At 62.5% G+C, this 25,235-nt stretch carries 25 protein-coding genes; 3 read left to right on the forward strand and 22 right to left on the reverse strand.

Translation table 11 applies throughout. The features are described 5' to 3' along the window. Nucleotides 1–44: 44 nt before the first annotated feature. Nucleotides 45–1,490, forward strand: coding sequence for a PucR family transcriptional regulator (locus ACIP21_RS08460; protein ID WP_400686344.1), 1,446 nt, complete (start codon nucleotides 45–47; stop codon nucleotides 1,488–1,490). A 60-nt stretch (nucleotides 1,491–1,550) separates the two neighbouring features. Here ACIP21_RS08460 and ACIP21_RS08465 read toward each other — a convergent pair whose 3' ends face one another. The 18 genes from ACIP21_RS08465 to ACIP21_RS08550 form a co-directional block, all read right to left on the reverse strand. After that, on the reverse strand, nucleotides 1,551–3,062 hold the full coding sequence (locus ACIP21_RS08465) for a CoA-acylating methylmalonate-semialdehyde dehydrogenase (RefSeq protein ID WP_400686347.1): 1,512 nt from the start codon (nucleotides 3,060–3,062) through the stop codon (nucleotides 1,551–1,553). Nucleotides 3,063–3,120: 58 nt separating this feature from the next. Next, complete coding sequence (locus tag ACIP21_RS08470) at nucleotides 3,121–3,471, reverse strand: cupin domain-containing protein (RefSeq protein ID WP_400686349.1); 351 nt, start codon at nucleotides 3,469–3,471, stop codon at nucleotides 3,121–3,123. A 12-nt stretch (nucleotides 3,472–3,483) separates the two neighbouring features. Next, the gene (locus tag ACIP21_RS08475; protein WP_400686352.1) at nucleotides 3,484–4,866 is read right to left on the reverse strand and encodes an NAD(P)/FAD-dependent oxidoreductase; all 1,383 of its coding nucleotides are present in this window, start codon (nucleotides 4,864–4,866) and stop codon (nucleotides 3,484–3,486) included. A 49-nt stretch (nucleotides 4,867–4,915) separates the two neighbouring features. Then, nucleotides 4,916–6,319: an amino acid permease gene (locus ACIP21_RS08480; RefSeq protein WP_400686355.1), complete on the reverse strand. Its 1,404-nt coding sequence runs from the start codon at nucleotides 6,317–6,319 to the stop codon at nucleotides 4,916–4,918. 149 nt (nucleotides 6,320–6,468) lie between these two features. After that, nucleotides 6,469–6,870, reverse strand: a complete 402-nt coding sequence (locus tag ACIP21_RS08485; protein ID WP_400686357.1) for a heme-binding protein — start codon at nucleotides 6,868–6,870, stop codon at nucleotides 6,469–6,471. Between the two features lie 17 nt (nucleotides 6,871–6,887). Continuing rightward, complete coding sequence (locus ACIP21_RS08490) at nucleotides 6,888–8,267, reverse strand: MFS transporter (protein ID WP_400686360.1); 1,380 nt, start codon at nucleotides 8,265–8,267, stop codon at nucleotides 6,888–6,890. A 108-nt stretch (nucleotides 8,268–8,375) separates the two neighbouring features. Further along, a complete protein-coding gene (locus ACIP21_RS08495) occupies nucleotides 8,376–8,588 on the reverse strand; it encodes a hypothetical protein (RefSeq protein WP_400686363.1) in 213 nt (70 codons plus the stop codon). A gap of 73 nt (nucleotides 8,589–8,661) precedes the next feature. After that, entirely contained in the window at nucleotides 8,662–9,468 is an 807-nt protein-coding gene (locus ACIP21_RS08500; protein WP_400686366.1) for a shikimate dehydrogenase family protein, read from the reverse strand. 36 nt (nucleotides 9,469–9,504) lie between these two features. Further along, nucleotides 9,505–10,110: an HD domain-containing protein gene (locus ACIP21_RS08505; protein WP_400686369.1), complete on the reverse strand. Its 606-nt coding sequence runs from the start codon at nucleotides 10,108–10,110 to the stop codon at nucleotides 9,505–9,507. Nucleotides 10,111–10,150: 40 nt separating this feature from the next. Beyond that, the gene (locus tag ACIP21_RS08510; RefSeq protein ID WP_400686371.1) at nucleotides 10,151–10,699 is read right to left on the reverse strand and encodes an NAD(P)H-dependent oxidoreductase; all 549 of its coding nucleotides are present in this window, start codon (nucleotides 10,697–10,699) and stop codon (nucleotides 10,151–10,153) included. 66 nt (nucleotides 10,700–10,765) lie between these two features. After that, entirely contained in the window at nucleotides 10,766–12,241 is a 1,476-nt protein-coding gene (locus ACIP21_RS08515) for an aldehyde dehydrogenase family protein (RefSeq protein ID WP_400686374.1), read from the reverse strand. 49 nt (nucleotides 12,242–12,290) lie between these two features. Next, the gene (locus tag ACIP21_RS08520) at nucleotides 12,291–13,127 is read right to left on the reverse strand and encodes an ABC transporter permease (protein WP_400686377.1); all 837 of its coding nucleotides are present in this window, start codon (nucleotides 13,125–13,127) and stop codon (nucleotides 12,291–12,293) included. Next, entirely contained in the window at nucleotides 13,127–13,966 is an 840-nt protein-coding gene (locus tag ACIP21_RS08525) for an ABC transporter permease (RefSeq protein WP_400686380.1), read from the reverse strand. The genes ACIP21_RS08520 and ACIP21_RS08525 overlap by 1 nt, the downstream gene beginning before the upstream one ends. Before the next feature lie 38 nt (nucleotides 13,967–14,004). Further along, nucleotides 14,005–15,087: a glycine betaine/L-proline ABC transporter ATP-binding protein gene (locus ACIP21_RS08530; protein ID WP_400687103.1), complete on the reverse strand. Its 1,083-nt coding sequence runs from the start codon at nucleotides 15,085–15,087 to the stop codon at nucleotides 14,005–14,007. Between the two features lie 74 nt (nucleotides 15,088–15,161). Further along, the gene (locus tag ACIP21_RS08535; RefSeq protein ID WP_400686382.1) at nucleotides 15,162–16,010 is read right to left on the reverse strand and encodes a glycine betaine ABC transporter substrate-binding protein; all 849 of its coding nucleotides are present in this window, start codon (nucleotides 16,008–16,010) and stop codon (nucleotides 15,162–15,164) included. 54 nt (nucleotides 16,011–16,064) lie between these two features. Further along, the gene (locus ACIP21_RS08540; protein ID WP_400686385.1) at nucleotides 16,065–16,940 is read right to left on the reverse strand and encodes a dihydrodipicolinate synthase family protein; all 876 of its coding nucleotides are present in this window, start codon (nucleotides 16,938–16,940) and stop codon (nucleotides 16,065–16,067) included. Nucleotides 16,941–16,960: 20 nt separating this feature from the next. After that, nucleotides 16,961–18,298 (reverse strand): NAD(P)/FAD-dependent oxidoreductase, encoded by a 1,338-nt coding sequence (locus tag ACIP21_RS08545; protein WP_400686388.1) that lies wholly within the window; start codon nucleotides 18,296–18,298, stop codon nucleotides 16,961–16,963. 249 nt (nucleotides 18,299–18,547) lie between these two features. Beyond that, nucleotides 18,548–19,156, reverse strand: a complete 609-nt coding sequence (locus tag ACIP21_RS08550) for a helix-turn-helix domain-containing protein (protein ID WP_400686390.1) — start codon at nucleotides 19,154–19,156, stop codon at nucleotides 18,548–18,550. 306 nt (nucleotides 19,157–19,462) lie between these two features. Here ACIP21_RS08550 and ACIP21_RS08555 point away from each other — a divergent pair, with 306 nt between their 5' ends. After that, nucleotides 19,463–20,071: a helix-turn-helix domain-containing protein gene (locus ACIP21_RS08555; protein WP_400686393.1), complete on the forward strand. Its 609-nt coding sequence runs from the start codon at nucleotides 19,463–19,465 to the stop codon at nucleotides 20,069–20,071. A gap of 8 nt (nucleotides 20,072–20,079) precedes the next feature. Here the strand turns inward: ACIP21_RS08555 and ACIP21_RS08560 are convergent, their stop codons facing one another. From ACIP21_RS08560 to ACIP21_RS08570, 3 genes are read right to left on the reverse strand one after another with little or no spacing between them, the layout of a single operon-like run. Then, nucleotides 20,080–20,847 (reverse strand): hypothetical protein, encoded by a 768-nt coding sequence (locus ACIP21_RS08560; protein WP_400686395.1) that lies wholly within the window; start codon nucleotides 20,845–20,847, stop codon nucleotides 20,080–20,082. Nucleotides 20,848–20,875: 28 nt separating this feature from the next. Further along, nucleotides 20,876–21,193, reverse strand: a complete 318-nt coding sequence (nirD, locus tag ACIP21_RS08565; protein ID WP_400686397.1) for a nitrite reductase small subunit NirD — start codon at nucleotides 21,191–21,193, stop codon at nucleotides 20,876–20,878. Continuing rightward, nucleotides 21,193–22,431, reverse strand: coding sequence for an NAD(P)/FAD-dependent oxidoreductase (locus ACIP21_RS08570; protein WP_400686399.1), 1,239 nt, complete (start codon nucleotides 22,429–22,431; stop codon nucleotides 21,193–21,195). The genes nirD and ACIP21_RS08570 overlap by 1 nt, the downstream gene beginning before the upstream one ends. Before the next feature lie 104 nt (nucleotides 22,432–22,535). Between ACIP21_RS08570 and ACIP21_RS08575 the strand changes: the two genes are divergently transcribed. Further along, nucleotides 22,536–23,936 (forward strand): PLP-dependent aminotransferase family protein, encoded by a 1,401-nt coding sequence (locus ACIP21_RS08575; protein ID WP_400686401.1) that lies wholly within the window; start codon nucleotides 22,536–22,538, stop codon nucleotides 23,934–23,936. Between the two features lie 51 nt (nucleotides 23,937–23,987). Here the strand turns inward: ACIP21_RS08575 and ACIP21_RS08580 are convergent, their stop codons facing one another. Next, entirely contained in the window at nucleotides 23,988–24,944 is a 957-nt protein-coding gene (locus ACIP21_RS08580) for an isopenicillin N synthase family dioxygenase (RefSeq protein ID WP_400686402.1), read from the reverse strand. Nucleotides 24,945–25,235: the final 291 nt, after the last annotated feature.

Here is a 25,235-nt window from a genome sequence, read left to right on the forward strand (position 1 = left end):
GTTATCCTTCTGACTGCCCGAACACTGCGAAACGAGCGTATTGGATGCTGACCGTGCAAGACCTGATCGCCATTGACCTGTTGAAGCTCGAGGCCATGGCCGGTCAAGCCGGCACTGCCAGGATGATCACCTGGGCACACACTGTCGACCTGCCCGATCCTTGGCGCTGGGTATCCCCCGGCGACCTGGTGATGACCACCGGCGTAGGCATGCCCCATGGCGACCAGGCCCAGGTGCAGTGGCTGGAAAAACTGGTTCAGAGCAACGCAAGTGCACTGGTCATCGCCCCGCGCGATGATGCCCCGACGCTGACACCGGCATTGCTGGAGGCCGCTGACCGCTTGCTCTTTCCGCTGCTCCACGGCAACTTCGAGCTGGAGTTCGTCAAGCTCTCGCACTACGTCATCGAAAGTGTGCTGCAGGCGCAGCGCGCGCGCTTCAATGCCAGTGAGCGACTGTTCCAGACCTACGCGCAAGCGTTGCGAATGGAATCGGACATGCGCGGTCGGTTGTCGATCCTGGCCAGGAGCCTGGATGTGGACCTGGCCATCGAAGACACGCTGACCGGCGCCACGGTCGTCGAAAGCCAGCATGCCGATGCCCACGCCCGAGAGCATGTCGAGCGGATCCCGATTCCCGGAAGGACCAAAACCAACCTGATCATCAGCCGCCGCCCACAGCTTTCGCAGGATGATTCGATCCTGGTGCGCTCGCTCGTGGGCCTGCTGGGGGTAGAGCTGGAACGGCAGATGATCCATCGAGACCAGCAGCGCGAAGAGGGTTCCACGCTGTTGCGCAGCCTGCTCGACAGCGAAATCGAACCGGCGCTCACCCGGCCGATGCTCGAGCGTCGCGGCCTGGAAGGCACCCTGGTCGCCCTCGCCGTGCAACCGGGTGGCAATGGCGCTCGGTCAATCGATGAGATCCACCATGCACCGGCTTTGTATGCCGCCACGCCTCTGTTGTTGACCGAACGCCGTTTGCTGCTGGCGATAAGCCGCGACGATGGCATGCTTTTCCAGGCGCTGCTGGAGGGATTGGGCGCGGGCACACGCATAGGTATCAGCGGGCCGATCACCACCGCGACCGGCTACCGGGAAGCAGCACGCCAAGCGCGCCTGGCACTGACCCAGGCGGCAGAACTGAATGTGCCGACCCTGCGCTACGGCGAAGCCGACACCGGCCTGATCATGGCGCCCAAGACCCTGGCCGAGGCGCGGGCACTGGTTGCGCGCTACCTTGGCCCCCTTATCGAGCATGACCGGGTTCAGGGCGCAGCGCTGCTGACCACCTTGACCACCTTTCTCGACAATGACGGTAACTGGAAAGCCAGCGCGCTGGACCTGGGCATTCACCGCCAGACCCTGGTCTACCGGATCAAGCTGGTGGAACAGCTGACCGGCTTCAACCCCACCACCACCCAGGGTATCGCCCGGTTCTGGATCGCCCTTCAGGCAGGCCGAAACGCCGCACTGCTGGAAACACCCTGACGCCCGAAACAAACGGCCCCGCTGCGTGGGCGGGGCCGTTTGCTTGTCCAACAGTACAGCTTAGTGGCTGGTCGGCATCGCGAACTCGGCCCCTTTGGCAATCGCCTGGGGCCAGCGCTGCATGATGCTCTTCTGCTTGGTATAGAAGCGCACCCCTTCCTCGCCATAGGCATGCATGTCGCCGAACAGGCTCTTCTTCCAGCCGCCGAAGCCATGCCAGGCCATCGGCACCGGGATCGGCACGTTGATGCCGACCATGCCTACCTGGATGCGGCGGCCGAACTCGCGGGCGACATGACCATCGCGGGTGTACAGGCTGACGCCGTTACCGAATTCGTGGGCGTTGATCAGTTCCACCGCTTCGCCGAAGTCTTTCACCCGCAGGCAAGCCAGTACCGGGCCGAAGATTTCCTCCTTGTATATGCGCATGTCCGGGGTGACCTTGTCGAACAGCGTGCCGCCCATCCAGAAGCCGTCGGCGCAGCCCTCACCGGCCGTCTGGCCGTTGAACTCGCGGCCATCGACCAGCAGTGTCGCGCCCTCTTTCACGCCTTGCTCGATGTAACCGGTTATGCGTTGGTGGGCAGCTCGGGTGACGATCGGACCCATCTCGGCTTCGAGGTTGGTGCCGTTGAGCACCTTGAGTTCCAAGGTACGCTCGATCAGCTTCGGCATGACTTTTTCTGCCGTCTCTTCGCCCACGAACACGGCCACGCTGATGGCCATGCAACGCTCGCCGGCCGAACCGTAGGCTGCACCGATCAGGGCGTCGACGACCTGGTCGATGTCGGCATCGGGCATCACCACCAGGTGGTTCTTCGCGCCTCCGAGGGCTTGCACGCGCTTGCCGTGACGGGCACCGGTCTCGTAGATGTGGTTGGCGATCGGGGTGGAGCCAACGAACGACACGGCTTGAACATCCGGGTGTTCGATCAATGCGTTGACCGCCTCCTTGTCGCCCTGCACCACGTTGAACACGCCATCCGGTAGCCCGGCCTGCTTCAGCAGGTCGGCGATGAACAGGCTCGGGCTCGGGTCCAGCGGGCTTGGCTTGAGTACGAAAGTGTTGCCGGTAGCGAGGGCGACCGGGAACATCCACATCGGCACCATCACCGGGAAGTTGAACGGGGTGATGCCGGTCACCACACCCAGCGGCTGACGCAGGGTCCAGTTGTCGATGTTGGTGCTCACTTGGTCGGTGAAATCGGTTTTCAGCAACTGCGGTGCGCCGCAGGCGAACTCGACGATTTCGATGCCGCGCATCACCTCGCCCTGGGCATCGGTGAACACCTTGCCGTGCTCGGCAGTGATCATGCGGGCCAGGTCGTCACGGTGCTCGTTGAGCAGCGCCAGGAACTTGTTCAACACACGCGAACGACGCAGCGGCGACAGGTTGCTCCACGCCGGGAAGGCGGCCTTGGCCGAAGCTACGGCAGCATCCACGTCCTTCTGTGCCGACAGTTGCACCTGGCCGGTGACCGCAGCGGTAGCCGGGTTGTAGACCGGCTGCTGCAGGCCGCTGGTGGCATCGGCACGGGTGCCGGAGATCCAGTTGGTAATGGTGGTGGTCATCTTTGCTCTCACATCTTGAAAAGGGTAATCCGCGCGGGACGCCTGCCCCGCCGGGCAATCAATAAATGGCGTAGACCTTGCGCACGGTCTCGATCACATCCCAGCGGCCGGTCCAACCCGGCGGCAGGATGATGAGATCACCGCCAGTGACTTCCACGACTTCCTTGCTCTGCTCGTCAGTCAGCAACGCACGCCCGGAAATGATGTAGGTGAACTCGGTATCGGGACGATCGATCACTGGCCAACCACCTGGCTGGCACTCCCAGACCCCCAGGTTGCCCACCGCGGAGGGCGCCAGGGTCTGGATGGCGATCTGCGGATCGCCCTGGTCGGCACCCGCGCGCTGGCCGGCGGGGTTCAGTGGCAACGATTGAATCGCAGCGGACTTGATGATCGTGAAAGTGGTCACGGTTGTTCCTCTTCAATGTGCACCGGTCAGCTTTTCCAGCAGCATCGCAGTGCGAGATGGACGATGGGTGAAGCGCTCTTCGATATCGCTCAGCGAGGCTGCGGCCAGCCCGCTGTTGATACCGAGCCAGCGCAGTGGCTCGCGCTCCCAGGAGGGCGAGCGGTGATTGACCAGGGGTAGCGTGTCGAGGTCTCCCTCGCGCTCGAGAATCAGGTTGCGCAAGATGCGCCCGGCCAGGTTGCTGGTGGCCACGCCATCGCCCACGTAGTTGCCGGCCCAGGCCATGCGCTTCTTGCGGTCGATGCTGACCGTCGGGCACCAGTCGCGCGACACGCCCAATGCACCACCCCAACGGTGGGTGATGCGCGCATCGGCGAGGTCCGGGAAGAACTCGACCAGGGTGTCGTGGAGCTTGGCGTGGATGCTGTCGACAAGGTCGGCTTGGTCGGTCATGCGCGAGCCCCAGTTGTAAGGGGCGCCCCTGCCACCGAAGACCAGCCGGCCTTCGGCCGTGACCTGTCCATAGACCCGCAGGTGGCGCATGTCGTTGAACGCCATGCGGTGGTCCAGGTTGAGCTTGCGCAGCCGTTCGCGGGGCAGCGGTTCGGTGGCCAGCATCAGCGAGTACAACGGGATGACGAAACGCGAATGCCCTGGCTGCTGGGAGGTAAAGGCCTCTGTCGCGCGCACGGTGATCTGTGTTTTTACGCAGCCCTGCGCGGTGTGCACCACACCTGGCGCCATTTGCGTTACCGCCGACTGCTCATGGATCTTCGCGCCCATGCTTTCCACCAGACGCGCCAGGCCACGCACGAGCTTGCCCGGGTGGATCAAGGCGCAATGCTCGGTGTAGAGCCCGCCCAGTGCGCCCTGAGCACCTACTTGAGCCTGCGCTTCGGCCTCTTCCAATACCCGCCACTGCGCTGGCAGGCCGAAGCGTGCCGAGGCCTCCACGGCCGCGCGCGCCCTGGCCATTTGCGGCGCACTGCGCGCCAGGGACAGGAAGCCCTGCTTGGCAAAGTCAGCCTCGACCCCCTCGAGGGCGAGCACACGACCAATTTCATCGACCGTTTCATTCATGGCCTGCTGCAAGCGCAGTGCAGCGCTGTGCGAGTACATCTGCGTGACGCGCTCGAGGGAAATCGGAAAGATCGCCGATGCCCAACCGCCGTTGCGCCCCGATGCACCGAAGCCGACTTCGCGCTTCTCCAGCAGAACCACACGCAGGTTCGGCTCGCTCTTGAGCAGGTAGTACGCCGTCCACAACCCCGTGTAGCCGGCACCGACGATCACCACGTCGGCCTGGCTGTCACCTTCCAGGCGCCTGCGCGGCTGGGCAGGTTCGAACCACAGGGGCCGGTTCGGTAACTGGGACAAATCTGATTTGGCTGACATGCTGTGGGCTTCCCGTTGATGCCTGGAACAAGGGTGGTAAAGCGAGACACTAGATTTTGTCGGTAGCCGGCCGGACCTGGCCCAGCGATCGCTGGCGTCGGTTTCGCGCCATCTGCAAGCCGATGTACGAGAGCGCAATGGCAGCGATTGCGATGAGGCATTGCAGCAGGCTCACTTGCATGGCAGGGTCGAACGCCATGCTGGCCAGCACCGCAACGATCGATGCGGTGACCAGCAGCGGCAGCCAGGGGTGGCCCCACATGGCAAACTTCAAGGTGCCCTCGGCGACCCATTTGCGGCGCAGCTTGAGCTGCGACAGGCAGATCATCAGGTAGACGAACAGGAACACCGTGCCGGAGGAGTTGATCAGGAACTGGAACACCGTGTCCGGCCACAGCGCAGCGATCACCACACAGCCGTAGCCCACCAGCGTCGAGGCGACGACACCGCGAACGGGCACGCCTTGGCGGTTCACGCCGGCGATCCAGCGCGGCGCTTCGCCATTGGCGGCCAACACATGGAGCAGGCGCGAAGAGGTGTAGAGCCCGGCGTTGAGGACCGACAGCACAGCGACCAGAATGACCATGGTCAACAGGTCGCCGGCGCCTGGAATGCCGATGTGCTCGAGCGTGCTGACGAATGGCGACTTGCCGGGAACCTGCACGGTCCAGGGCTGGACGATAACGATGAACAAGGTGGCGAGAACGAAGAACACCAGAATGCGCAGCATCACGGTGTTCACGGCCTTGCGGATATTGCGCGAAGGGTCTTGCGATTCGGCAGCCGCCAGGGTGGCCACTTCGACACCGGTCATGGAAAAGATCACCACGACCACGCCGGTAAACAGCGAACCGACGCCATGGGGCAGGAAGCCACCATGCTCCGTGAGGTTGTCGAAGCTGGCCGTGGAGTTGGGCCACAGGTGGAACACGTAAGCCCCGGCCAGCACCAGAAAGGCGATGATGGCAGCCACCTTCACCCCGGCAAACCAGTACTCGGCCTCACCGAACGAGTGCACCGACAGCATGTTCAGCAAGGTCATGCTGACCATCAGCCCCAAGGCGATGGCCCAGACCGGAATGTCCGGCAGCCAGGCGTTGATGATCTGCCCACCGACGACGGCCTCGAAGCCCACGACGATGACCCAGAAATACCAGTACAGCCAGCCGGTCATGTACCCGGCCGGGCGCCCGAATGCCAGGCGGGCGTAATCGACGAAAGAGCCTTTGGCGGGATGTGCTGCGGCCATCTCGCCGAGCATGCGCATGACCAGTGCGACGATAAGGCCGGTGATGGCGTAGGTGATGAATGCAGCAGGTCCGGTCGAGGCGATGACCGCGCTGGAGCCGACGAACAGGCCGGCACCAATCACGCCACCGAGGGCAAGCATGCTGATGTGTCGAGTCTTGAGCGCACGCTTCAGGCGAGGATCATGTTCTGACTGAATAGGCACTGGTTGTCTCCTTCTAATTATTAATGGCCAACGCCGCCTGAGAAGGAGATTAAGCAGGCGCCAGGTGCGTGAAAATCGTCGGATTGCACAGCCCCAAGGTCTTGTTTGTACATTTGTATGATCGAGCGGCGCCCGTGGCAAAAACCTCCCTACCCGAGAACCGACAAGCCAGCCAAGGCAATCCGCGTGTCCTGGTGCGACGCCACCCCGGACACCCCGATCGCGCCAACGCATTGGCCCTCGTGCCGCAGGGGCAAGCCGCCTTCCAGGCAGGTCAGGCCCTGCACGCCCAGAAGACTCAAGCGCCCCTCCTCTACCATCTGTTCAAAGGCCTTCGACTCGCGCCTGCCAACCGCCGCCGTCCTGGCCTTGCCCAGGGCAAGCTCGGCGCTGAGCAGGCTGGCACCGTCCATACGGGCGAATGCCAGCAGGCCACCGCTTTCATCCACCACGGCAATCGATACCTGCCAACCCTGGGCAAGTGCATGGTCTCTTGCCTCGTGCAAAATGACGTTTGCCACGTCCAGATCCAATGCGTAACGGGTTTGCATCATGGTTCCTCGCAGCCCTAGGTCGCCCTGCGCAGTGCGCTGGCCGAAGGTTGGCGTGCAGGTTCAGCGTCAACTGCCAGCGACGAGGCTCTGCACAGCTCGATACCACGCGTCTCGGGTGCCAGCAGCCAGGACACCACGAGCCCGATGAAGGTGATGCCGGCGGCGCAATACAAGGTGTGCCCGATACCGATCGTTTGAATCGAAACCGGCACCAGGTAGGTCCCCACCACGGCACCGATGCGCGACACCGAGGTGCCGAAGCCGACGGCGACAGCGCGGATCTCGGTGGGAAAGATTTCGTTCGGGTAGATGAACTGCAGCACCTGGGCACCGCCGATCAGGAAGGCGTAGGCGGCGAACAGCAGGATGATCAGCCACGAGGACTGCTCGGAGAAGGTGCCCAGCAGCAACAGTGCCAGGCCCGACCAGAGCAGGCTGTGGATCAACAGGCTGCGGCGCCCCATCGCATTGACCAGCCAGGTCGCCACCAGGCACCCCACAACGAACATCATGGTGATGATCATCGAGCCATAGGAGGACCACTGCGCATCGAGGTGGAGCGCCTCCAGGACCTTGGGCGCGAACGCATACACCGCGAACACCGGGATCACCGAACAGGTCCAGAACGTGGTGACGAAGAACATCCGTTTGCCATAACCGGCATGCAGCAGGCTGCGCACCGACAGCTTGGCAGGCTTGGGGGGCTCGGGCAGGTTCTTCAGCCCGAAGCCGTTGCCGTAGACCTGCTTGATGACCCGCTCCGCCCGTTCGGTAAAACCTTTGCTGATAAGCCAGCGCGGGGATTCGGGCGTGCCCATGCGCAGCAGCAGAAGCACGCCGCTGACCAATGCAGTACTGGCCAGGGCGTAGCGCCAGCCGTCAGCCCCGCCCGCCTCGATCAGTGCCTGGCCCACGATGTAGGCCGCTGCGGCGCCGGCAAAGAAATAGATACTGAGCCCGGCAAGCCGGGGACCTCGGGATTTCCTGGGCAGGAACTCGACCAGAAAGGCCGTGGCGACCGGGTATTCGAAACCGATGCCGATACCGATCAGCAAACGCAGGGCAAACAGCCCCGGGCCGGAATCGACCCATAGCTGCAGCAACGAGCACAGGGTGAACAGGACCGGCCCGATGAAGTACATGACTCGCCTGCCGAAGCGGTCGGTGAGCGACCCGCCAACGAAGCCACCGAGAAAAATGCCGATGAGCGCCGACACCGCAATCAGGCTTTCCCAAAGGCTGTCGATAGCCAATGCCGGCACGAGGAAGGGCATGGCAATGCCGATGATGCTCAGCACATAGCCATCGACGAAGGAACCACCGCTGGAACGCAAGGAGAGCAACCGATGAAAACGGTTGAAGGGGACATCCTCAAGGGAAACGTTGTTGGACATGGGTACACCTTTTGTTATGGATATCAGTGATCGACCAGGCAGTCCGAAAGCAGTACGACGAGGCGCGGCAAGGCCAAGCAGGTATCCCTGAAGCCAAGTCCAGCGTTGTCAGGGTTGAGTCTCCGGGATCATCAGCGTGCCCACGGCCAGGTGCGCGTGAGCGGTGAGTGGCAGCGCGCGCGAAGCGGCGCCAGTGCTGTGGCAAGGGTCGACATGCTCGTCGAGGGCACGCAGTTCAAGCCAGGCGCCGTGCAGGCCGGCCTTGGCGGCCTGCAGCGCCTTGTTGCACAGCGCGGCGCACGAGGGAACGGTGGGACGCATCATCATCTTCATCTGGCACGCTCGATTATTGTTGTCAGGAGTGAGGCCGAACGGGAAAGGGTAACGCGGTGAATCAACCACCACGGTGCAGCGTCTGGAAGATCAACTCTATCTGGCCTTCCATCATCGAAACGCCTGGGTGGGTCTGGCACCCTTGTCGCTTCGCGGCCTGCAACAAGGGGGTCGACGCCGGCTCCATGATGATCTCTGCAACGACCTGGCCAGGCTCCAGCCGGGTGACATCACAGGGCAATGCATCGCCTTCGCGCATGCCCAGCGAGGTCGCGTTGACGACCAGGTCGTGTTCACTCGGGTTGTCCGATCCCACACCCATGCTCAGGCCGGGATGGGCCACGGCCAGACGGTCCAGCAGTTGGCGCGCCTTGGCCGGGGTGCGGTTGTACACCGTCAAGGCGCGCACACCCGCCTGCGCCAAGGCGAAGGCGATTGCACAGGCCGCGCCGCCTGCCCCTGCCAGGTACACCGACAGGCCCTCAGGCTCGATGCCGGCCAGCCGGAGCCCGGCGACGAAACCCAGGCCATCGAGGTTATGCCCGTGCAGACGCCCATCGGCGCTGCGGATGACCACGTTGGCTGCCCCAACCTGGCGCACCGCGTCGCTGACGGTGTCGCAGTACTCCACCACCGCCGTCTTGTGCGGCACGGTGACCACGAAGCCACCGATGCTCTGCACGGCCCGCAGCCCGGCGACCACCCGCCCAAGGTCCGCCGGCGCGACATGCAACGGCACCAGCACGCTGTCCTCGTCCCGCTCGCGGGCCAGCCGGTTCAAGGCCTGCGGCGATTTCACCTGGGCGACGGGGTCGGCGAGGATGGCAAAGACGCGTGTGGTTCCACTGATTGCAGCACGATCATCCATGGTCTTCTCCTTGTGGGCTTCGCATCAGCGCGTGGGTCAGGCGAGCGAACGCTCGATGGCGACACTCATGCGCTCGTCGCCCACATAACGGGGGTCGAACGCCGGGCGGGTGAAAATGCGCCGCACCATCGGTTCGAAGTGCTCCAGCGGCTGCGTCGGGTAGTCCGGGTCGAACGACGCCTGGTCCCACGCTTCGCAGAAGTGCACGCAGCTCTGGTAATACGGGTGGTCCTTGTAGATATCCCGTTCGTTGGGATCGCCACCGAAGAAGTGCACGTAGTAGAAGTTCTGGAACAACCCGTGGTAGTTGATGACCCAGGTGACTTCCGCGCGCACGTAAGGCCGGATGATCGAGGCGGCGTACTGGGAATGGTTGTAGGGCGCCAGCTCGTCGCCCAGGTCATGAATCAGCGCGGCGACGATCATTTCTTCGTCGGCGCCGTCGTTTTCGGCCCGCGTGGCGGTCTGCAGGGAATGTTGCAGACGATCGATCTGGTAGCCGCTCAACGAATTCTCCAGGCCGCGCAGGCAGTCGAGGATCCGGTCAGGCAACAACGTGGCGAAGTTCGCCTCCAGCTGGTGAAGCAGCTCATACTCGTGTTTGACGCCATCTTTCATCTGGCGGAACGATACGCTTTCCATCACACCCTCCATTATTGTCGTGCACGGCGGCCAGGCGTTGTCAGGCCATGTCAACGCTGTATTGATAGTCGAACGCCGTGATGTAGTGCCGGTAGCGCTGGGCGTTTTCACTCAGTGCGCTGTCGCTGAGGTCACCGATGCCGCTGAGAAAATGCGCCGCGCGGTAATGCATGTCGATGCGCATCGCCAGTACCTCGAAGGGGCTGGTCAGCTCTTCGAGCGTGCGGCCATAGCGCCCTTGCTTCTGGTAATCCGCCGCTTTCGACCAGGTCGAGACAGCGATGCTCAGCGTCTTGCCGGCCACCGCCTTGCCCGTGCCGTAGGCCCAGCCGTCGGTGAAGACATCGTCGATCCACTGCTTGAGCAGCGCCGGGCAGTTGTACCACTGCAGCGGAAACTGCAAGACGATGCGTTGGTGGGCTTCGATCAGCTGCTGCTCGGCGGCAATGTCGATCCTGCCGTCGGGGTAACGCCCGTAGAGGTCGATCACCGTGACCCCGGGTTGCCCTTGCAGGGCCTTGGACCACGCGGCATTGATGCGCGAGCTGGCCAGGTCAGGATGGGCGACCACTACCAATGTCTTGTTCAAAACCTACCTCCCTCGAGACTGCGAAACGGGCTCGATGACCGCCAGGCGGCCATCGAGCGTGCGCGTTTACTTGATGTACCAGCCCCACGGCTGGTTGCTGGTGTAGGCCGTGATCTGCTTGGTTTCCAGGTAGTTTTCCAGGCCCCATTTGCCCAGCTCGCGACCGATGCCGGATTGCTTGTAGCCGCCCCAGGGCGCTTCGGTGAAGGTCGGCTGCGAGCAGTTGATCCAGACGATGCCGGCGCGCAGGGCCTTCGACACACGTTCTGCGCGGGCATCATCGCGGGTCATTACCGCAGCCGCCAGGCCGTAGCGGCTGTCGTTGGCCAATGCCACCGCCTCTTCCTCGCGGGCAAAACGGCGCACGCAGACCACCGGGCCAAAGATCTCTTCCTTCCAGGCGTGGCTGTCCAGGGCAACGTCGGTGAGGACGGTAGGCTGGAAGTAGTAGCCCTTGCCGAGCGCGGCAGGACGGGCGCCGCCGGTGACCACCTTGGCGCCGTCTTCCTGGGCACGCGCCACCGCAGCGTTCACCTGGTCGTACTGCTGCCGGGAGACCAGCGGGCCAAGCAGCACGCCCTCCTCCAGCCCATCGCCGATGGTGATCTTGCCGGCCTCCTCGGTCAGGCGCGCGAGCAGTTTGTCGTACACGCCCTCCTGCACCAGCACCCGGGAGGTGGCCGAGCAGACCTGGCCCTGGTTCCAGAAGATGCCGAACATGATCCACTCGACCGCGTTCTCGATATCGGCATCGTCGAATACCAGCAATGGCGACTTGCCGCCCAGCTCGAGGCTCACGCGTTTGATGTCCTTGGCGGCCTCGGCCATGATCTGCGAGCCGATCTTGCCGGAGCCGGTGAAGGCCAGCTTGTCCACCTGCGGGTGGCTCACCAGCGCCTGCCCCGCCTCGCCGCCGAGCCCGGTGACGATGTTCAGGACACCGGCGGGCAGCTCCGCCTGCTGGGCGATCGCCGCCAGTTCCAGGGCGGTGAGCGAGGTGTTCTCGGCCGGCTTGAGCACGATGGTGCAGCCGGCGGCCAATGCCGGAGCGACCTTCCAGGCCGCCATCAGCAGCGGGTAGTTCCACGGGATGATCCCGCCCACCACGCCCACGGCCTCCTTCACCACCTTGGTGCGGAAGCGGTCGTCGGAAATCGCCAGCGCTGCGCTGCTGTCGCTGTCCAGCTGCTCGGCCAGGCCCGCGTAGTAATCGAAGCAACCTGCCGCATCGCCGATGTCCCAGCGGGCTTCGGGCAAGGGCTTGCCGTTGTCCAGCACTTCAAGCCTGGCCAGCTCCTCGGAACGCTCACGGATCAGTTCGGCGATACGGCGCAGGTAGGCGGCACGCTGGGCGCCAGTGGTCTGTGGCCAGCCATCCTGGTCGAAGGCCCGGCGCGCCGCACGCACTGCCAGGTCGATGTCTTGCGCGCCGCCTCTGGGAATCGCGTGGATGACTTGCTCGGTGGCCGGGTTGATGACCTCCAGGGTGCCTTGGCTGACTGGATCGGCCCATTGGCCATCGATGTAAAGTTGAGTGCGCATGCTTACTCCCGATTTCGTGTGTAGGAACGACTGCTACTGCGGATGCCAATCAATGCTTGAGGAAACGTGCCGGGACCGTGCCACGGCAGACCCGGTCGATGATCAGCGCCAGAATCACGATGGCCAGGCTGGCCCGCACGCCAAGCCCGAACTCCATGCGGCTGAGCCCTCGTGTCACTTCCGAGCCCAGGCCCCCGGCCCCGACCAGGCCGGCCAGCACCACCATCGCCAGCGACAGCAGCACGCATTGGTTGACCCCGACCAACAGGGTCGGCAATGCCGAGGGCAGCTCGATCTTCCAGAAGATCTCCCGGGGCCGGGCGCCGATGGCCGCACCCAATTCCAGGCGGTTGCCGGGGACCTGGTTCATGGCCAGGATGGTCAGGCGGATCATCGGCGGGATGCCGAAGATGATCGTGGCCAGCAACGCCGGAACCGCACCCAGCCCGAACAGCACCACGGCGGGTACCAGGTACACCCACGGCGGCATGGTCTGCATGACGTCCAGGATCGGCCGGGCGCCGGCCTTCAGGCGTTCGCTGCGCGACAGCAGCACGCCGAGGACGATGCCGATCGACAGCGAGAACGCCACCGCCACGGCGATCAGCGCGAGGGTATTCACCGCGGGCTGCCACATGCCCAGCGCCAGGCAGCAGGCCAGCCCGCCGAGGGTCATCAGCCCGACGCGCCAGCCGGCGACCAGCGCGCACACCACCGACAGGGCAGCGATGACGACAGGCGCCGAGGCCAGGTTCAACAGCGTGACGATGGCACGGATGAATACATCGAAGAACTGCGCTATCGCCATGAAGACGGAGTGAAAGTTGCTGTTCAGGTAAGACAGGAACGGCGCCACGGCAGAGCCTGGCGATACGCTGATATCCATCACACGGCTCCTTTTTCGGTGGTGCACATGGCCTGCGAAATGCGGTCGAGCACAATGGTCAGGATGACGATGGCGATGCCGGCGTTGACCGCCAGGTCGATCTTCAGGGTGCGCACCGCCTCGTAGATGGTTTGCCCCAGGCCACCCGACCCGGCGATGCCGGCAATCACCACCATGCCGAAACTGAGCATCAGGCTCTGGTTGATGCCGGCCAGAATCGACGGGATGGCAAACGGCAGGCGGATCTTCATCACCTGCGAAGCCGTCTTCATGCCCACCGCCGAACCCAGCTCGCAGTACTGCACCGGGGTCATGAACACCCCGTGGGCCGTCAGGCGCAGCGCCGGTGGAATGGCTACCAGGCACGTGGCCCAGATTGCCGTGGCAGGGCCATAGCCCAGCAAGGCAATACCCGGCAGCAGGAAGATGTAGGGCGGCATCGTCTGGATGAAATCCAGCACCCACTCGGCACCGTGCTTCCACCTGGCCGACAGGCCCACCACAATTCCCGCCGGAATAGCGACCAGCAAGGCTAGCAAGGTGGAGCTGAACACCAACGTCAGGGTTGCCATGGTTTCGGTCCACAAACCCATCGCCTGGCAAAGCCATAAACCGGCGACGGTTGCGAGTGCGAACAGCAGCCCCACGACCCGCCAGCCGATCAGTGCCGCCACCAGCACAACCACCCACCACGGCGCAAACATCAGCATCGTGTTGATTGCCGCATAGGCGCTGTCCATGGCCGTGCTCATGGCATTGAAGAACCCGGCACCTTCGTCGATCAACCACGCCAGTGATGTGTCGATGGTCGAGTCGAATGTATCGATGATTGCAGTCATGAACGTCTCCTCCCATAACCCGATGCAGTTGCCATGAGTCATGCCAGGTCAAGCCCGCGCACCGCCCTGAGCAGGGTTTCGCGGCAGACCGTTCCGACGATTCGTCCATGTTCCTTGATGGCGACCACTTCTTCGCGCTTGCCGACGGCAATGTCGATCAAGGTTTCGAGGTCGGCATCGATGTCTACGCTGACCAGCGCGTCCAGCGAGCGACCGCCGAACCGGGCAAGGTCGTGGTTGTCGATGCGCTTGAGCATCGAGTACGCCTTGAGCAACTTGAGCCGCGAGATGCCCTCCATGAAGCTGGACACGTAGTCGTCTGCCGGGTTGAGCACCACCTCCTCCGGCGTGCCGACCTGAATCATCCGCCCCTCTTTCATGATCGCGATGCGGTCACCGATGCGGATCGCTTCATCGATGTCGTGGGTAATGAAAATGGTGGTCTTGCGCAGGTCGGTGGAGAGCTTCTTGAACTCGATCTGCAACTGCTTGCGAATCAAAGGGTCGAGCGCGCTGAACGGTTCGTCCATCAACAGCACGTCAGGGTCGGCGGCCAGCGCCCGGGCAATGCCCACCCGTTGCTGCATACCGCCAGACAGCTCCTGCGGGTAACGATCGGCCCAGTTGCCCAGGCCCACTTTGTCCAGCGCATCCTGGCCCTTGCGCAAGGCCTCCTGCTTGTTCATGCCCTGCACTTCCAGGGGCAGCACGACGTTTTGCAGGACTGTGCGATAAGGCAGCAGCGCGACGTTCTGGAACACCATGCCGATCTTGCGTGAACGCAGGTCGCGCAACTCGGCGGGGGTCATCTTGCAGATATCCCGACCATGGATCAGTACTTCACCGCAGGTGGGGTCGATCAGCCGGTTGAAGTGACGAATCAGCGTCGACTTGCCGCTGCCCGACAAACCGATGATGCAGAACGTTTCGCCTTCGTTCACCGAGAACGTCGCATCCGCCACTGCCACCACCGAACCGTGCTTTTCGAGCAACGCATCCTTGCCTTCGGTGAACCGTTTTGCAGCATCGACAGCTGCAGGGCTTTGGTTGCCAAAAATCTTCCATACACCACGGCATTCCACAATCGGGGATGCCGCCACATGAGTGGGTCGAGTAATCATGTTCATAGGCCTATCCGGAAGTTGATTATTCTTGTTACCGGCCTGGTGCCGGACAGGCACCAGGCCGGGTTCCGTCACTTACTCGACATCTGTGCCCACTTTCCGGCGAGGGGCTGATTGTCTTTCCACCAGGTATCCACGGCCTGTTCCATCGTGGCACCACCCTTGACCGCACCGGTCATGCGGGTGATGTCATCGATCGGCACATAGATGCTGGCCAGCGCTTCGCGCAAGCCCGGGTTGCCTGCCGAGAAGCCTTTCTTGGCGATCCAGTAGTACGTCTGCGGCGGGGCGAAGACACGCTTGGGATCTTCCAGGAACTTCACGTTGTAGCGCTCAGCCATCCAGGACGGTTTCCACAAGGCCACGGCGATCGGTTGCTTGCGTTCCAGCGCCGACTGCAGCTGGGCAGCCATGGCAGCGGTGCTGCCATCGACCAGGTCGTACTGCAGGCCGTAGGCCTTCACCGCATCGCCCATCTCGCGCATCAGCCCAGACCCCGGTTCGATACCGATGACTTTGCCGCCGGTCTGCTCCTTGACCGTATTCAATTGCTCGATGCTCGAGATGTTCATGTAGTCGGGCACCGCGATCCCCTGGAGCAAGCCATGGGAGACGACCGACACTTTCTCCAGCCGCTGCTTGTTCTTTGTCCAATAGTCGTAGGCGACGTAATTGATCATCGAAACCAGCAGGTCGACATCACCGCGGGCCAGTGCGCTGTACGCAATGCCCTGTTCGGAGAAGTTCACCACTTCAACTTTGTAATTCTCTTGCTCGAGAAAATGCTTGCTGATGAGGGAGATGGCCTGAACATCTTCATAGACCATCGCCCCGATCTTTACGACCTTTTCATCGGCATTCGCGAGGCTTGAGAAAACTATAAAAGCAAGGACTGCAAACAATCTGTAGAAAACACGCATGGCCATCTCCGGATTCTGCAAAGTACCGCTTTATGGTTTTTCCAGCCTGTAGCCTCAGCTGTTCAGCAGCGGTTGCAACGCGGCTTTGAGCACAGTGGCTTCCTGCTCGGAGATCGCACGCTGCGGCCTGCGCAGGTTGCCGGTACCGAAACCGCGCAGGTGGGCTGCGTAGAGCACGGACGGGATGTAGTTGGTGGTCTGGATCAGCAGCAGCGATGGCAGCATCTTGTTCCACAGCGCCAGCGCTTCTTCGTATTGTTTCTCCTGCACGAAGTTGAACAGTTGCACTGTTTCGCGCGGCATGTAGTTGGCGGCGCCCCAGATGGCGCCCTTGGTGCCGGCCAGGAAGGCATACAGGGCGATGGTGTCGCAGCCGTTCAGCACGCCGCCGCCGCTCTGGATGTACTGCTGATGGATGGTGAAGTCACCGCCACTGTCTTTGATGTAGTTGAAGTTCTTCAGTTCCTGCAGGCGCGACAGCAGTTGCGGCGATACCGAAATCTGGGTCGACTGCGGGATGTTGTAGCCGACGATGTCGATGTTCACTGCCGCATCGATCTCGCGGTAGAACTCGAACAGGCCGTCGTCGTCGGTGGGGCCTTCGAAGTACGGTGGCAGGATCATCAGCGCGTCGGCGCCGGCTTTTTCTGCATGGCGAGAACGACGGATGACTTCATCGACATTGAGCGCGGAGGTCTGGCAAATGACATTGACCCGGCCATTGATGCGCTTGATGCCCACTTCGTAGAGCTTGTTGCACTCGGCTTCGGTGAGGTACGGGTGCTGGCCGCTACCGGCGCCGAGTACCAGGCCATGCACGCCCGCTTCGATGTACTGTTCGATCAGCTTTTCGTATGCGTTGTAGTCGACTTCACCACGGTCGTTGAAGGTGGTTTGCATCGCAAGGTTGATACCGATCAGATTTGCCATTTTGCACTTCTCCGTTGTTGTTAGATTTCTTGACCTGCTTCTTTGAATCGACGCCCGGTGACGTACTTCACACCCAGCGACGTAATGATTTCCGGGTAGGCCCGCGACGGGGCTTTACGCCGCTTGAGAATTTCAATCGTTGTGGAATTGAGGCCCGACGCCAGCTCCGCCAGTGCCTTGCCGAAACCGGTGCCGCGGGACACACCGGTGCCGTTGCAGATGCCGGTGCCGTAGACGTTCTCGCCCAGCTCGCCCCAGATCATTCCGCCGTTCTGCGACAGGGTCAGCAGGCCGCCCCAGCTGGAGACGAAGCCCATCGAGGCGAGCTCCGGGTAGCGGCGTTCGAAGGAAACTTGTTGGTGAACACTGGCCTGGGCCACATCCTCGACCGTGGTCTTGTACTTTTTCGCGTACGAATAGACGTTGCGGAAGAACAGGCGATTGTCGTTGGTACGCCTGACGGTGGTGCCGAAACTATTGGCCGGGATCAGGCCGAACGCGCCTTCACCGCACTTGGCCAGCTCCTTGTCGGTAAGCACGCGGGTCATGCTGGCGAAGGTGTAGACCGGGATCGCGCTGTTCTTGTAGAAGCCGAAGTTGTTCAGATAGCCCGAGGCGCAGATGATGACTTTCTTGGCATGGATCACGCCGTTCTGGGTTTCGAACACATGCTGCGGCTTGCCGAAATGTGCAGAGCGCACGATGGTGTTTTCGTGCACCTTGACGTTCTTCGGCAGCATCCGCGCGGCGTTCTTCAAATACTTGGCAGGCTGCAGCAATACGGTGCCTGGGTGATGCAGGGCCTTGATGTAGTGCTTGCTGCCGGTCAGTTCGCGCATGCCATCCGCTTCGACCCAGCTGTACTTCTGGCCCATCAGGTCGAGCGCCTTGGAAAACTGCACCAGGTCATCGACGCCTGCCGCAGTGGCCGCGCTGTGGTATTTGCCTTGCGGGTCCCAATCGCAGTCCACGCCCGCCTCGACGGCGCTCTTGAGGTAACGGGTGCCTTCCAGGTTGACGTGCAGCTCTTCCTGGTTGCCTTTGAGGTCTTCGACGAAGTCACGCTTTCGCGGGTTGTGGGCCAGGTCGATGGCAAAGCCCATGCAGCGACCCGAAGCGTTGTTGCCAATACGCCCGGCATCCACCAGCAGGACCTGGGCGTCGGGGTTCAGTTCGGCATAACGACGCGCGGCATGCAGCCCCATCCAGCCGGCACCGATCACCAGGCACTCGCACGTGACGTTTCCGTACAGCGGGTCAAGTGGCAAATCGGGGCCTGAGGCCAGGTACCAACCGGAATCGGTGGGTTCAACTTGCGGCGGCGTCACGTCAATGCGTTTATCGGATATGGAAGCCAACTTTGAATCTCCTGAAATAAGAAAACCGTCGTCTGGACATCTCTTGAACAAGCGCGTGCACTTGTTCCACCACTTACCCCAGCGCTTTATTTCAGGGCAGAACGTCAAGCGCCGTTTTTATTGTTGTTGTACCGCTTCCTCTTGCCAGCCCCGGCAAATTCCGGGTGCACGAAGCCTCGCTCCTCAATCTGGAACTGGACCCACTGTTCTACTTACCTGCACTGCCCATTGACGCGTGCAGCGATGACTTCAATAAATGGGTGGGGCGATTACCCAGACCACAACCACTTCCGTGTCGCCGGTATTCACCCAACGATAAGATTCGCGAACGATGCGGAAACTGTCGCCCGCTGCCACGCTGAACCGCTCAGCGCCAATCCAGATATCGAACTGGCCCTTGATGACATACACCTCTTCCTCGGTATCGCGCGGGGCTGCCGGCGGGCGGGTGGCGCCCACGGCGAAGGTGCTCAGGAACATCTCGAACATGCCACCGATGTCGGGCGACAGCAGTTCTTCGGTAATCCCGTCGAGAAAGCCTCCCAGGCAGCGGCGGTTATCCGCCCGCACCACACGCCCGACTTCGGCCTGTGGCTTGCTGTCGGCCGTGAAGAACCAGCCCAGCGGCACGCCCAGCGCCGCGGCGAGCTTCTTCAGGTCGGTGATCGAAATCTCCGTGTTGCCTCGCTCCAGCTGGCTCAAGAAGCTGGGCGAGCGGCCTGTCGCCAGGGCGAGCTCGGCCAGGGTCTTGCAGCGAGCCTTGCGCAACTTGCGGATCTCGTTGCCCCAGGCGACAGGATCGTCGGAAAGCCCGAGCCCCGCGCTCACCTCTGCCGTATCTGCACTGTCGCCGTTCATGGAGGGCCTCGCCGCAGGTGGTCTCGAAAAAAAATCGCTTAAAAATTTTTCTAAGCCGATTATGCTCCAGCGAAAAAAAATTGCACTAAATTTTTTTGATTTTTTTGCCGGGCGTCACTTCGATAACTCACAACCAATATTAAATTATTGTTTTAAATAGATTTATTGGTAATGGAACAGGTGCTCCCGGCGCCCGGCAGGGGATGCCATGGGGCCGCTGCAACAATCAATGGTTTTTTCTTCAGCCAAGGATTATGGTGATCGGATTTTTTCAGCTACCGTCATCAGCCTGCCAGGAGCGTACCGATGCCGACCGATCAGAAGGACGCCGCCCTGCGCGATCTGGAAGACGACCTGATCAACGACCGGGTTGCACTGGGCGAGGAGATTCGCAAGCTGCGCAAGGCGCGCGCCAAGACCCTGGCTGAAATCGCTGCGGCCACGGGGCGCTCCATCAGTTTCATCAGCCAGCTGGAACGGGGCCGGGCGGAGATACCCATTTCCGACTTGAAGCGCATCGCCTATTCGCTGGGCGTGCCGATGGAGTGGTTCTTCAAATTCAAGGACCAGCACCCCGATGAGGTTGGCCGGGTGGTCCGGGCCGGTACCAGACGGCGCCTGGGCCCGGCCACCGGGGGGCTGACCGAGGAATCGCTGTCGCCTGACATCGGCGGCGAATTCGAGATGTTCCTGGCCACGATCAAACCTGGCACCCAGTTCGAAGCACCGACCACACGCGGCACCGTGGAAGAAGGCTTCGTCGTCAGCGGCCAGCTGACCCTCTGGATCGCTGACCACCGCTTCGAGGTCAAGGCCGGCGACAGCTTTCGCGTGAACAACGAGCCCTATCGTTGGGAGAACCCCGGAGCAGGCGAAACCGTACTGGTCTGGGTCATCGCCCCTCCTACCTTCTAGGCGGCCATTCACAGGCGCTTGAGCGAATCCTCAGGCCTGTCGAAGCGGTACGATTCGGTGATCAGCCCCTCGACCTTGAGCGCGGCGCGATTGCGCTCGGCCTGCTCGCGCATGGCCTCGGTGATGTTGGCGTTCAGCTCCAGCTGGCGCGGCATGAAGTCGGCATCGGTCTCCTTGACCGGCACGGCGGTCTTTTCCAGCTGCGCGATGCTCTGCTCGGAAAGTTGCGCCGGGTGGATGATCCGCTGCACATCCCGTTCGCTGCGCCGGTTGTTGCTCCTGATGGTGAAATCCGGCGTGGCGACCCGGCCGCTCGGGCTGTACATCACCGCCGTCACCAGCCGGTCCAGCGCGCAGTCCTCTTCCTTGCGCCGGTGGATGATCTCGCGCAGCGGGCGCTCCGGCAGCGCCAGGCGCGTGATGCCGAAGTCGTTCAGGGCGCCGAGCACCTCAAGTGGGTCGGCAGACACCTGCACCTCGCGCCGGGGTGGCCAGAAATCGAAGTTGCCGTGCCCTCCCCACCAGCCCCCCACGTGGATGGCGAACATCTCCGGATAGACCTTGCGTTCGCTGCGGCGAACCGGCTTGGAATCATAGAAGCACATGCACGCCAGCTGGATCAGGTGGGTGGCGCCGAGTGCTGCCAGCGGTTCGTAGATCAGTACCCCGAGACGGTCATGGGCGTTCCACTGGGCAAATACATCGCCACTGCCGGCCGGCTTGCCGTCCAGCTCTACCTCGTAGAAATCGGTTCTCAACGCGTCGATCACATGCATAAGGTTTCCTCGTAGGTGGACGTTCAGCTCAGGCCGGGATGATGCACTGCACTTCACCCGCTTCGACGCGCACGGCATAGGTTTTCAGGGCGCATTCGGCCGGCCCTTCGAGCACCGCGCCGCTCTGGATATCGAACCGCGCGCCGTGCAGCGGGCATTCGATCTCGGTCCCTTCCAGCCAGCCGTCCGACAACAGCGCATAGGCATGCGGGCAGACATTCTCGGTGGCGAAGTAACGGTCTTCGACCCGGTAGATGGCGATCATCCTGCCATCGACCTCGCAGGCGAATGCCGAGTCAGGTTGCACGTGCTGCGCATCGCAGACTTTGGTCCAGACAGCATCCATCAGACAACCCTCCGTTCAACGACAGGTTCCATACTCAGGCTTTGCGCCGACGCCAGGGCCGACGCATAGATATCGGCCAGCGGCTCGTTGCGCTTCATCCCGCGCCGGATCGCCGAGATGTCCCGGTTGCGGTTGGCCCCGATGGCGCAGACCAGTCGATCATCGAGGCTCCAGCCCAGCGCCAGCCATTGGTCAGCATCCGGGTCACCGAGGCAGGCGTACTTGTGAGCCAACTGCGGGATACCCAGGCACTGGAGGGTGCTGCTGTACTGGTCGGACCACAACCAGGGCATCTCGCCATAGGCGGCCGCTGCATCACCCGCGGCGGCGCGGCCGGCCACGCTGCCCTGCTCCCCGGCGGCCGTCCAGGACTCGGAGCGGGTGCGCACACCGAGCTGCGTCACCGTGTAGCGAGTGACCTCGCCGGCCGCGAAAATCGTGGGGTCCCGCGTGGTACAGGCGCTGTCGACGAGGATCCCGTCGTCGACCTCCAGGCCGCAGGCCTGAGCGAGCTCCGTGTTCGGCTGCACACCGATGCCCACCACCACGACATCGGCGTGCACGGGGCCGGCAGAGGTTCGCACCAGGGTGTTGCCGCAGGGGCCGGGTTCGATCGCGTCGACCTTCGCCTGCAGCCGCACATCCACCCCGTTTTCGGCATGCAGCGTCCGGGCCCAACGGCTCAGCACCGCACATCCCGTGCGCGCCAGCAACTGCGCTTGTGCCTCGATGACCGTCACCCGGCAGCCACGCTGGCGAGCGGCAGCGGCCACTTCCAGGCCGATGAACCCGCCACCGATGATGACGACCCTGGCCTGGTCGACCAGCAGGCTGCGCAGTGCCCGCGCATCCTCGAACGTCCTCAGGTAATGGACTGGTGCCTGGGCCACTTCGCCAGGCAATGGCCTGATCCGCGAGCCAGTGGCGATCACCAGCTTGTCATAGCCCAGCGAGACGCCGTTATCGAGCCGCACGCGCGCTGCCCGGCGGTCGATTTCAGCCACCGAGGTGCCGCCCATCCACTCCACGCGCGGCTCGCTGTACAGGCCCTCCCCTGCGAGCAAGGCCGGCAATGCGGCGTTGCCAGCCATGAAGCCTTTGGACAGATCAGGCCTGTCATAGGGCAACCGAGCCTCGTTGCTGACCAGCGAAAGCCGCGCTTGCGGCCTGCCTTGCAGGATGCTTCTTGCCGCCTGATGGGCGGCCGGCCCACCACCGACGATGACGAACTGCTCCATGGGACCCTCCCAGCGTTACAGGTTGCAAGGACTCTAGCGGCCGCCAACCTGTACTACAATGCACACATTTTCGCGATCACAAGTAGTACAGATTGGGAGAGGCCATGGGCCGTTTCAGAGAGGTCGCCGAGCTGCTGCGCAAACGAATCGATGCAGGCCTGATCGCACCGGGGGACAAGCTGCCATCCCTGCGCCGCCTGGCCAGCGAGACCGGCTGCAGCGTCGTCACCGTGTACCGCGCCTACGAGCTGCTGGAGTCCCAGGGCCTGTGCCAATCCCGCGACCGCTCCGGCTTCTACCTGTGCAGCCCGGGCAAGGCCAGCGTTCAGCGCCTCGCCAGCAACTTGCCGGTCATGCCGGCTGACAACGTGCGGGCGCTCGACGAGTCGCTCGCGCGCCCGCACTTCTACGCCCAGGCCTCGGCGGCCACCTTGCCGGCGGCCGACTGTGTCGACAGCGCGGGGCTCAACAAGCTGTTGCGCCGTGCGTTGCTGCAGGCACAGCCGAGCCCGCCACACGCGGCTGACGGCCATCCGGCACTGGTCGCGGCCCTCCTGCAACGGGCCGGGCGCAGGGACCTCTACCACGAGCCGGAGCAGGTGATCGTCACCCGCTCGGCCATGGAGAGCTTCAATCTGTGCCTCGACAGCCTGCTGCAGGGCGGCGCCCCGGTGCTGGTGGAAAGCCCATCGTTCCACCCGATACTGGAAAGCCTGCGCCACCGGGGCATCAAGGCCCTGGAGATCTACTCGCACCCGCAGCAGGGCATCGACCCTGAACAGTTCGAGCACATCCTCAACAGCACCGGCGTGAAGCTGTGCGTGCTGATGGGCTGCAACCGCTTCCCCACCGGGGTGACCTACAGCCGGGATACCTTGGGGCGCCTGGTGGCCGCCGCGCGGCGGCACGAGGCAATCATCATCGAGAACGACATGACCGCTGAGCTGGGGTTTGGCGAGCTGCGCAGCCCCTCGCTTGGCGAGTTCGACAGCGACGGCAGGGTCGTGCAGTTCGGCGGCACCACCTCATACCTGTCGTCTGCCTTCGAAATCGGTTGGGTCATGGCCGCAAGGCATGCGCCACAGTTGAGTGCCAACCGCCACCTTGGCGCCACTCACTTGCCACACCCGGCGATCCAGGGAGCGCTTGCCGAGTACCTGACAGGGCGCAAGATCGAGCGTGACCTGCGCGGAACCTGCCGCAAGCTGATCCAGCGGATGGACCAGGGCATCGCGCTGCTCAAGGACATGTCAGCGGGGAAGGCAGCGGTCTCTGCTCCCGCCGGCGGCTACATGTGCTGGCTCAGGGGCCCGCGGGGCTTCGACTCGATGAAGTTGGCCATGACCGCCACCCGCGACACCTTCGCCTTCATCCCCGGCCCGTTCTTTTCGCCAGCGGGGGCGTTCTCGAATTTCATGGCACTCAACTTTTCAGCGCCCTGGACACCCGAACGGATCGCGCAACTGCGGCGGCTCATGGATGGCGTGTTCGTCCCCCGGCAATGAACAAGGCCCGAAATGCACGACACTTCGGGCCTCGGTGGCCCAGGGGCTCGCTTACGCGGTCTGCAAGTGGGTATAGGTGGCCAGGAACTTGCCGTACTTGTAGTTACCGCAGGTATAGGGTTGATACTTTGCCGGGTTCGCTGCCGATACGCAGGTCGGCACAGGCTCGACTACCGCGTCGTAGTCCATGTCGATGAAGAACGGAATCGAGTAGCGGGCCTTGCCGGTGGTGTTGATTACCCGGTGGAACGTGGCCGGATAACGGTCATTGGTCAACGTCTGCACCAGGTCGCCGATGTTGACGACGAAGGTATCGTCCACCGGCGGTGCGCTGACCCAGTCGCCATCGCGGTTCTGCACCTGCAGCCCACCGATGTTGTCCTGATGCAGGATGGTCAGGAAACCATAGTCCGTATGCGCCCCGGTACCCAGTTCGTCGAGCGAGAGGGGCCCGTCCTGTGGCGGGTAGTAGTTCAAGCGGTGAATGGTGATGGGTTTTTGCTGCAACTTCTCGAAATAGTCCGCCGGTAGATCGAGGCTGAGCGCGATAGCACCGATCAGTTTGCGGGCCAGTCGCATCATGTGCTCATGATAGAGCTCGAACACTTCGCGAAAGCCTTCGATGGATGGCGGAATCGGGTTGGGGCCGAAGAAGCGTGACACTTCATCATAGTGTTTACCCAGGTCGTAACATTCCTTGCGGTCTCGGGTATTCAGCGGATCGGCATTTTCCGTATACATCGGAACATACCCACGGAAGACCTCGCCGTGATGGACGATGCTGAGCTTCTCCTTCTCTTCATCAGGCAACGCGAACAACGCTGCGGTCAACCGGTAGGCGTCTTCGATCAGGCTGTTCGGAACCCCATGGTTCTTGATGTAGAGAAAGCCGATGTGCTCGCAAATGTGCCCTATTTGCCTGGCCACCGTTTGGCAATCCGTGCCGTCCAGCAGCGTCGTCAAGTCGACGACCGGGATCTCGTGAAACGAAGTGATCTTACTGTTCAAGCTCCGATTAACACTGCTGCGCATAGCAATACCCTCTTTTTTATTAGAGATGGCTGATCGATGTCCTGGAAGTCTTCACACGCTTGTTCGGCAATCAATCGCGGCGCGTTTGCAGCGCGCCTCGACAATCAAAGATTGATGCCGCTTGACACATGTGTCAAGCGATCAGAACACATGTGTACTGAGGTTTTATATAAGCCACTGATTCACGGAGAAAAATACTTGTAACGTAAGGGATTGCGACCTGGGCGGTGTATGCTCTGGGCAGTCTTTAGCCAGCGGGCGCCTGCT

The organism is Pseudomonas sp. NPDC089401 (assembly GCF_044749485.1).
In the GTDB taxonomy this organism is placed as follows: Bacteria; Pseudomonadota; Gammaproteobacteria; order Pseudomonadales; family Pseudomonadaceae; genus Aquipseudomonas.